Source organism: Thermodesulfobacteriota bacterium (genome assembly GCA_026415035.1).
Lineage (GTDB): Bacteria > Desulfobacterota > BSN033 > BSN033 > UBA1163 > RBG-16-49-23.
The window spans coordinates 203-431 of record JAOAHX010000064.1 but is presented as its reverse complement, the minus strand read 5'-3'; the positions used below and the strand labels follow the sequence as shown (position 1 = coordinate 431).

Genomic DNA, 229 nt, shown 5'->3' with positions numbered 1-229 from the left:
GCTTCGGGGAGGCTCTCTAGAGATACACCTAAAAGGCGGGAAGCCTCAAGAAGTATCTTTCTTTCGTTAAAGGCATGCTCCACGGCCCACCTTCCCGTTTTTGCCACTATGCGCCTTATGCCCGCACCTACAGAAGACTCGGAAATGACTTTAAAGTAGCCTATGTCCCCAGTCCTTTTTACGTGTGTCCCACCGCAAAGCTCCTTTGAAAAATCTCCCACGCTTAAAA

1 protein-coding gene is annotated in these 229 nt (G+C 49.3%); it reads right to left on the bottom strand.

The features are described 5' to 3' along the window. Nucleotides 1-229 (bottom strand): hypothetical protein (locus N3G78_14870; GenBank protein ID MCX8119198.1); only part of this gene is annotated, 229 nt, incomplete at both ends.